Here is an 8,569-nt window from a genome sequence, read left to right as displayed (position 1 = left end):
GTACGACACCAGGTCTCCGGGCGCCCGTAGCTCAGCTGGATAGAGTACTAGATTCCGAGTCTAGGGGTCAGAGGTTCGAATCCTCTCGGGCGCGCCACTCCTCTTATGAATTACTTCGCACCAACGCATTACACACCTGATTCTTTATTATCCTGTACTAACGCTTTATATCCTCGCTTCTGTATTACCTCGTTCTAACGCTTTATAATTCCGCTTCTGTTTTTTACCTCGTTGGGCATTACATCGATGAAGTTCATTGCGAAACTCTTTCCCGAGATTACCATCAAGAGTCGTCCAGTTCGTAAACGGATGATTCAGCGTCTGCAATCCAATCTCCATAACATTCTTAAGCGTTCCTGTGCTGATATTAAAGTTCAGGGGCACTGGGACAAGGTTGAAGTCTTCTTGTCAGGTGACGACGCTGAGATGCGTGAGCTGATTGTTGACGTGCTTCAGCGGACACCAGGCGTGCAGTACTTTATTGAAGTGCAGGAATACCCTCTGGGTGACTTCGATAGCGTATTTCAGCTCACCCGTGAGGCATATGCTGAACGTATTAAGGGTAAGACCTTCAAAGTGCGTGTGAAGCGCGCTGGTCAGCATGACTTTAAGTCTCCGGAGCTAGAGCGCTATGTCGGTGGCGGCCTGCGTGAGCATACTGAAGCGGCGGGTGTGGATGTTCATAATCCTGAGGTGTGGGTGGATCTGGAGATTAAGGACGATAAGCTCTATATCATCCGTGACACCTTTAAGGGGCTCGGTGGTTATCCACTGGGCAGTCAGCAAGAGGTGCTGTCTCTGATCTCCGGTGGTTTTGACTCGGTTGTTGCCAGTTATATGACGATGCGCCGTGGCTGTAAGACCCATTTCCTGTTTTTTAATCTGGGCGGTGCTGCACATGAGATCGGTGTTAAGCAGATTGCGTTGTACTTATGGCAGAAATACGGTTCCTCCGGACGCGTAAAATTCATCACTGTGCCGTTTGAAGAGGTCGTTGGTGAGATTTTGCAAAGTGTGCATCACTCGCATATGGGTGTCGTGCTCAAGCGTATGATGATGCGTGCGGGTGAGCAGGTTGCCAATCGTATGAAGATCGATGCCCTTGTGACCGGTGAAAGTATTGCGCAAGTATCAAGTCAGACCCTGCCGAACCTGGCGTTGATTGATGCCTCCACCCAGAAGCTGGTGGTGCGCCCCCTGGTGGTTATGGATAAGCAGGACATTATCGATGTGTCCAAACAGATTGGTACCTATGATCTGGCCAAGTGCATGCCTGAGTATTGCGGTGTGATCTCTGATCGCCCGACGACGCATGCCAAGATTGATCGCCTGGAAGAGGAAGAGTCTAATTTCGACGAAGAGGTTTTGGAAAAGGCGCTTCAATCCGCGCAAGTGATCTCTATCGACGAGATTGTTGAGGATATTAATAGCCATGCAAAAGTGGAAGCACTGAGTAAGGTCTCTGAAAATCAGGTGATTATTGATATTCGTGCGCCTCATGAGCAAGAGAAGAAACCTCTGAATATGCCGGGCTGTGAAATCTTGGCCATCCCGTTTTATAGTCTGGGTGGAAAAGTTGATGGTCTTGAGTCTGAAAAAGAATACTTGTTGTACTGTGAGAAGGGTGTGATGAGCCAGATGCATGCCCAGCAGCTGCAAGATAGTGGATATCAGAACATCAAGGTGTTTCGCCCTGCTGTTCAGTAGTTGCGCGGTCTGGCGCTGAGTTGTCTCTTAGAGGCTCAGAACAAAGATCAACATTTTTACAGAAAGTGTCGACAATACGCTGAAAAGTTGCGCACTTTTGTCTAAAATGGCCGCCGTTTGGTTGCCTGAAATCTGCATTTCAGGTTTAATTGTGATCCATTTGCAACCAGTTTATGCGCTGTCTATAGCGTCTGCCGGGTGATCCTTCGGCGGATTTTGCTGTAAGCAGTGTTGGGTTTCGTTATAGAAAGGAGCATCCATAGATGGAAAATATCGTCTCAGAAGGCATCAATTTGATGATCTTCGGTATGGGCTTCGTTGTCGTCTTTTTGACGCTGCTCGTATTTGCAACTACGGCTATGTCAAAGCTGGTCGCTAAGATTGCTCCCGAGCAACCTCAGCCAAAGCCAGTTAAGGCAAAAGCAGCTCCGGCTGCCGCTGCTGGTAACAATGATGAGCTGATCGCAGTGATGACCGCTGTGGTACACAAATACCGTTCAAACTAATAAGAACGGCTTAATAAAGAATAACCTGCATTAATCGACAGAAGGCCATTACCCATGTCCGACGCAAAGAAACCTCTCGGCATTACTGATGTAGTACTACGTGACGCACACCAGTCTCTGTTTGCTACTCGTATGCGAGTTGAAGACATGCTTCCGATTGCGGAAAAGCTGGATAAAGTAGGCTACTGGTCCCTAGAAAGCTGGGGCGGTGCTACTTTTGACTCTTGCATCCGTTTTATCGGTGAAGACCCGTGGGAGCGCATTCGTCTGCTGAAACAGGCGATGCCAAACACCAAACAGCAAATGTTGCTGCGCGGTCAAAACCTGCTGGGTTACCGTCACTACGCTGATGATGTTGTAAATAAGTTCGTAGAACGAGCTGCAACAAACGGCGTGGACGTATTCCGCATCTTCGACGCAATGAACGATCCGCGTAACCTCGAAACTGCTATTAAGGCGGTTAAGGAAACCGGTAAACACGCTCAGGGCACTATCTCTTATACCAAGAGCTCTGTTCACACCAATGACACCTGGGTAGCGTACGCTAAAACCCTGGAAGACATGGGTGCTGACTCCATCGTAATCAAGGATATGTCAGGTATTCTGACGCCTTACGATGGCTTTGATCTGGTATCCCGCCTGAAGGCGCAGACCGACCTGGAGGTGCAGTTACACGCGCACGCAACGTCTGGTTTGTCCGACATGACCATTCTGAAAGCGGTAGAAGCGGGCATTGACCGTGTAGATACAGCTATCTCCTCTATGTCTATGACATACGGTCACACGGCAACCGAATCTGTTGTGGCTGCGCTGGCAGGCACCGATCGCGACACCGGTCTGGATCTGCTGCAGTTGGAAGAGATCGCTGCTTACTTCCGTGAGGTACGTAAGAAATACGCTGGTTTCGAAGGTTCTCTGCGTGGTACTGACTCCCGTATTCTGGTTGCTCAGGTGCCGGGTGGCATGCTGACTAACATGGAAAATCAGCTGCGTGAACAGAATGCATCCGACAAGTTCGATGATGTATTGGCCGAGATTCCACGTGTACGTGAAGACTTGGGTATGATTCCGCTGGTAACGCCAACGTCTCAGATCGTAGGTACCCAAGCGGTAATCAATGTCCTGATGGGCGAACGCTACAAAACAATCTCTAAAGAAGTTCAGGGTATTCTGAAAGGCGAATACGGTTCTGCACCTGCGCCTTACAATGCTGAGCTGCAGGCACGTGTACTGGACGGCGGTGAAGCGATCACTTGTCGCCCTGCAGACCTGCTGGAATCAGAACTGGACAAACTGGTAGGTGAACTGAAAGGTCTGGCGTCCGAGAAGGGTATTAGCCTGACTGCTGGTGAGAACGAAATTGATGACGTTCTGACTTACGCCCTGTTCCCGCAGGTTGGTCTGAAATTCCTTGAAAACCGCGGTAATCCTGACGCATTTGAACCTGCACCGACACTAGAGGACGCACAAGCAATGGCTGCACCTAAGAAATCCGGCCCGGAAGTTTACACTATCACTGTTAACGGTCAGAACTACGTAGTTCAGGTAGCGGAAGGTGGTGATATCACTGCTGTTGCTCCGGCTGCAGCTCCTGCTGCTGCACCTGCTGCTGCACCAGTTGGTGCTGGTGAAGACGTACCTGCCCCTCTTGCTGGTAACATCTGGAAGGTTGAAGTATCTGCTGGTCAGGCTGTTCAGGAAGGCGACGTGCTAGTGATTCTGGAAGCGATGAAGATGGAAACTGAAGTACGTGCTGCACGAGCAGGTACAGTAGTGACTGTTGACGTTAAAGAAGGCGATGCTGTTCAGGTTGGCGATAGCCTGCTGTCTCTGGCGTAAGGTATTCCTCAATGGAAAAACTAATCGAACTGTTTCTTGCCTCTGGTGCTTATAACATCACTGGCGGTCAGGTCGTAATGATTTTTGTTGGTCTATTACTTCTGTATTTAGCCATCAAAAAGAATTTCGAACCGCTGCTGTTGGTGCCGATAGGTTTCGGTGGCATTATGGCAAACATTCCGGAAGCCGGTCTGGCCTACTCTGCAGTAGAGAATGCCGTGCATTTCGCTGTACCGGAAGTCATGAATGCGATGTCGGCTGCGCTGAATATTGCCAGCACAGATCCTCACGACATTTTGCACGCTTATCACAGCTCCACAGCTGCTGAGCATCAGGGTGCGATCAACGCCGCGCTTGATGGTGGTTATGCCAACGGTATGTTGTATAACTTCTATAGCGTCGCGATTGGCTCCACCGCTGCACCTTTGTTGATTTTCATGGGTGTTGGTGCGATGACCGACTTTGGTCCGCTGCTTGCTAATCCGCGTACCCTGTTCCTGGGTGCTGCTGCTCAGTTTGGTATCTTCGCAACCGTTCTGGGTGCCGTAGGTATGTCCGCTATGGGCATTATGGATTTCAATATCCAGGAAGCGGCGGCGATCGGTATCATCGGTGGTGCTGATGGCCCGACAGCGATCTACGTGACCAGCTTGCTGGCGCCCCACCTGTTGGGTGCGATCGCTGTAGCTGCATACTCTTACATGGCTCTGGTGCCGTTGATTCAGCCGCCAATTATGCGTGCGCTGACGACAGATGCTGAGCGTAAGATTATGATGCATCAGCTGCGTCACGTGACTAAGCTGGAGAAGATCCTGTTCCCAATCGTGCTGTTGATTCTGGTTGCTTTGTTGCTGCCGGATGCTGCGCCACTGCTGGGTATGTTCTGCTTCGGTAACCTGATGCGTGAGTGTGGTGTGGTAGATCGCCTGAGTGATACTGCTCAGAACGCTCTGATCAACATCGTTACCATCTTCCTGGGTCTGTCCGTTGGTTCTAAGCTGTCTGCAGACAAGTTCCTGGATCTTCAGACTCTGGGTATCATGTCTCTGGGTATCGTTGCATTCTGTATCGGTACTGCGGCAGGTGTCCTGATGGCGAAGCTGATGAACAAGATGATGGGTGGTAATGCGATCAACCCTCTGATCGGTTCAGCGGGTGTATCCGCGGTACCAATGGCTGCACGTGTATCTAACAAGATTGGTCTTGAGTATAACGCTCAGAACTTCCTGTTGATGCATGCTATGGGTCCGAACGTTGCGGGTGTAATCGGTTCAGCGATTGCTGCTGGTGTGATGATCAAGTTCGTAAGCTGATCATCGCATCTGAAAACAAAAAAGCTGCCTCGGGCAGCTTTTTTTGTGTCTGTATGGGCGCCAAATGATGTCAATAGAGGCGCCCGTTTCTAACCTCCGGACCTAATGTTCGGCGAGTACTTCCATATGCGCCTGTACACTGAATGCGAGTGAGACTGGATTGTAGCCGCCTTCCAGCATTGAGACGATACGGTTTTCAGAGTATGTGCGAGCACTGTCCGTGAGCATGCTGGTAACCCAGCGATAGTCTTCTTCGTCCAGCTTAATGTCCGCCATTGGGTCCTCATGATGGGCGTCAAAACCGGCTGAGATGAAAATCATATCGGGTTTGTGTGCCTGAATTGCAGGGAGCCATCGGCTTTCTATTAGTTGTCGAAAAACTGCACTTCCAGAGTGAGCATCCATCGGGCAGTTGACGATATTGTCACGCTTGATTTCGCTGTAGCGTTCTGGATAGAACGGGTGCTGGAAGCTGGAGCAGACCAGAACCTCTGGACGATCTTTAAAGATATCCACCGTGCCATTACCGTGATGCACATCGAAATCGAAGATGGCGACACGGTTGATACCCGGTTGCTGCAGAGCATGGATGGCGGCGATGGCAATGTTGTTGTAGAAACAAAATCCCATGGGGATATTGTGTTCAGCATGGTGACCCGGGGGTCTCACTGCGCAGAAGGCGTTTTGCGCTTTTCCTTCCAGGACGCGATTGACCGCCAGTATCCCTGACCCCGCTGCAAGACTGGCTGCATGGAGGGAGTCCGGGCAAAGCGCGGTGTCTTCATCGGCATAAAAAATCCCTTCCTTTGGCAGCTTCATCTCAAGCCGGGTTTGGTGCAGTTCTGCATGGGCGAGCTGGATCTGCTGCGCGGTTACATGCACAGATTGTTGTTGATCAAGCTCGGCCATCAGGCCGGTTTTTTCCAGTACTTTGCGTATGGCAAGTAAGCGTACTGGCGCCTCTGGGTGTTCAGGGCCCATATTGTGCAGCCCACAGTCCTCGTGGGAGATAAATGCTGTCGTCATGTCTTTTTGTTTTCAGCCTTTTCTTTCAGTTTAAAGAAATCCGATTGCTGCTGTCCTTATCCAAACGTCTTATTTTACTCGGGTTATGGCTTTGCTGTGCTTTTTTTGACCTATGTCATTAGATTCTGAGCACTTAATCGTTAGCATAGTTTTCACAGCATAGAACTGTCTTGGCACCGTGCGTTTCACCCTACGTACGGTGCTTTTTTTTTATAAGCTGATACACTTTTCCCTATACTTCCAGTCACTTAGTGCATCTGGAAGCCTTGCGGTGTGCATAGGTATGGAAAGTGGCAACAATTGATTACTCGGATAAGCGTGTTCTACTCGTTGAAAGCAGCGGGAATATGCGTGCCTCCGTTTTTTACATGTTGCGCTCTCTGGGTATTGTTAATGTCCGTGCAACGACCGTCAGTGATCGTGTTCTAGCCGATATTGCTAGTCATGACTACGATATCGTTCTTCTTGGCCACAATGTCAGTGACTCCTTTACAGGTATCCAGTTGCTTGAGGAGGCACGTTTTCGTGGCTATATGAAACCCAGTGCCAGCTGGGTTTTTATGACCAGTGATGCCTCTCAGGAGGCGATACTGCACGCTATAGATAGCCACCCCGATATTCTGATTACCAAACCTTTTACTGTTGATAAGTTAAAGGGCCGTCTTGATGCGCTGATGGTTCGCCGTGCGCGGTTTTATGAAATTGATCGTGCAATGGAGTCCGGGGATTATGAGGCCGCGATACGTTTCTGTCTGACGCGGTTCTCAACAGATGATCCGGATTACGACGGTGCTCAGCTGGTTGCCTGTTCGGTGTTAAGTAAACTGAAGCGTTATGAGCAGCTCAGCAAGCTATCTGAAGAGCTGTATTGGCGAACCCGAGATAAAGAAGCAGGGCTGTTCTGGGCGGAGTCTCTGGTATTCTTGGGGCATCCCGACGATTCCGTCAATTTACTGCAAGATATCATCGCTGCAAATCCCCTATATATGGGGGCTTATGACATGCTTGCTCGGGCTCATGAACATCAAGGTGAGTTGGATGAAGCGCGTGAAATTGTGAGGCTTGCAACCTCTAAGTCGCCGATGGGGATACCACGCCAGATGGAATTGGGACGGTTGGCGACTCAAACACGTCATCTGGATGTGGCTGAGGGGGCTTATCGGCGCTCTATTACCTTGGGTCAGAAGAGTTGCTACAAATCTCCGGAGCCCTATTTGAAGATGGCGAATGTGCTTCGGCTAGGGGTCTCTTCGCTCAATGAGCATCAGCTGTTGGATGCAGAGCGGCGATTTGAAGGGCTGTTGCAGCAGGCATCGTCTCAGTTTAAGGACGATAAGTCACTTAAGGTGAAGGCTGCGTTGCTTAAATCCGAGATGGCCCGCTCTTTAGAGAGGGAGACTGAGGCGGAGAAGTTTGCCTTGGAAGCCAAGAGAGAGAACGACGCATTGGAAGAGCCTCTGAATCTGGGGCAAGAGCAGGCTCTCCTCTCCGGGCAGGTTATCGCGAAGTCTGTGGAGAAGGTTGAGCAGAAGGTCGAGAAAGACGGTGGCGTTAAACGAGACTCGAGTATGAGCCTTAAGGTGAACCGTCAAGGTGTGAAGCATTATACCAATGGTCGTTTGTCCCAAGCGCTGCGACATTTTGGTTTGGCCTTGGAATACGACTATGCCAATGGCGATGCGTTATGTAACTTGGCGCAGATGTATCTTGAGCTTGCGCGTGATGATAAGGCGAAGCGTGATGCTCGCTTAATTATGTTTGATCGTAATATGCACTTGGCAGGAAAGCTGAGGTTGTCTGCTGAAGCAACTAAAAAGCAGAAGATGCTGTTGGCGCTACGCGATAAGGATATTGATGGCTTACCATCGGGGCCTTTAGGCGCCTTGCTTAAGTGATGATTGGGTGGGGTGTTGGAATGGCGTCCCAGAGAGACGGCGAATAGCAGCTGTAAATAATTGAAATATAATAAATATATTTTATTGCTTGTCGGTTATCCCCACCAAGTTCCCCACCAAAATTTAATCCTTAACCAGTTTCCTAGCTTAAGATAGGTGATTTATCGAATGAGGCCTCCTTGGGTCATGAGATAGCTCCGGGCCTTACCCATACTGTCTCATTGATACCCGCCCATGTTTACAAATGTTAAACAATGTTGCACAATACAAGCACAACTCACCT

General features: G+C 49.8%; 6 protein-coding genes and 1 tRNA gene. 6 read left to right on the top strand and 1 reads right to left on the bottom strand.

Annotated features, from left to right (window positions below):
- The first annotated feature begins 20 nt into the window (after positions 1–20).
- The 5 genes from ABYW01_RS08165 to ABYW01_RS08145 all read left to right on the top strand — a co-directional run bounded on the left by ABYW01_RS08165 (position 21) and on the right by ABYW01_RS08145 (position 5,365).
- A tRNA-Arg gene (locus ABYW01_RS08165) sits at positions 21–97 on the top strand.
- A 149-nt stretch (positions 98–246) separates the two neighbouring features.
- On the top strand, positions 247–1,707 hold the full coding sequence (thiI, locus tag ABYW01_RS08160) for a tRNA uracil 4-sulfurtransferase ThiI (RefSeq protein ID WP_372831984.1): 1,461 nt from the start codon (positions 247–249) through the stop codon (positions 1,705–1,707).
- Positions 1,708–1,970: 263 nt separating this feature from the next.
- Entirely contained in the window at positions 1,971–2,213 is a 243-nt protein-coding gene (locus tag ABYW01_RS08155; protein ID WP_372831983.1) for an OadG family protein, read from the top strand.
- A gap of 54 nt (positions 2,214–2,267) precedes the next feature.
- Positions 2,268–4,052, top strand: coding sequence for a sodium-extruding oxaloacetate decarboxylase subunit alpha (gene oadA, locus ABYW01_RS08150; RefSeq protein WP_372831982.1), 1,785 nt, complete (start codon positions 2,268–2,270; stop codon positions 4,050–4,052).
- A gap of 11 nt (positions 4,053–4,063) precedes the next feature.
- On the top strand, positions 4,064–5,365 hold the full coding sequence (locus ABYW01_RS08145; protein WP_372831981.1) for a sodium ion-translocating decarboxylase subunit beta: 1,302 nt from the start codon (positions 4,064–4,066) through the stop codon (positions 5,363–5,365).
- A 102-nt stretch (positions 5,366–5,467) separates the two neighbouring features.
- On the opposite strand, the gene ABYW01_RS08140 is transcribed toward ABYW01_RS08145, so the two are convergent.
- On the bottom strand, positions 5,468–6,391 hold the full coding sequence (locus tag ABYW01_RS08140) for a histone deacetylase family protein (protein WP_372831980.1): 924 nt from the start codon (positions 6,389–6,391) through the stop codon (positions 5,468–5,470).
- A 290-nt stretch (positions 6,392–6,681) separates the two neighbouring features.
- Here ABYW01_RS08140 and ABYW01_RS08135 point away from each other — a divergent pair, with 290 nt between their 5' ends.
- Positions 6,682–8,286, top strand: a complete 1,605-nt coding sequence (locus tag ABYW01_RS08135; protein ID WP_372831979.1) for a tetratricopeptide repeat protein — start codon at positions 6,682–6,684, stop codon at positions 8,284–8,286.
- The last annotated feature ends 283 nt before the right edge of the window (positions 8,287–8,569 follow it).

This window comes from Pontibacterium sp. (genome assembly GCF_041587635.1).
Lineage (GTDB): Bacteria > Pseudomonadota > Gammaproteobacteria > Pseudomonadales > Balneatricaceae > Pontibacterium.
The sequence above is the reverse complement of the archived record's forward strand: the minus strand, read 5'-3'. Positions and strand labels throughout refer to the sequence as shown.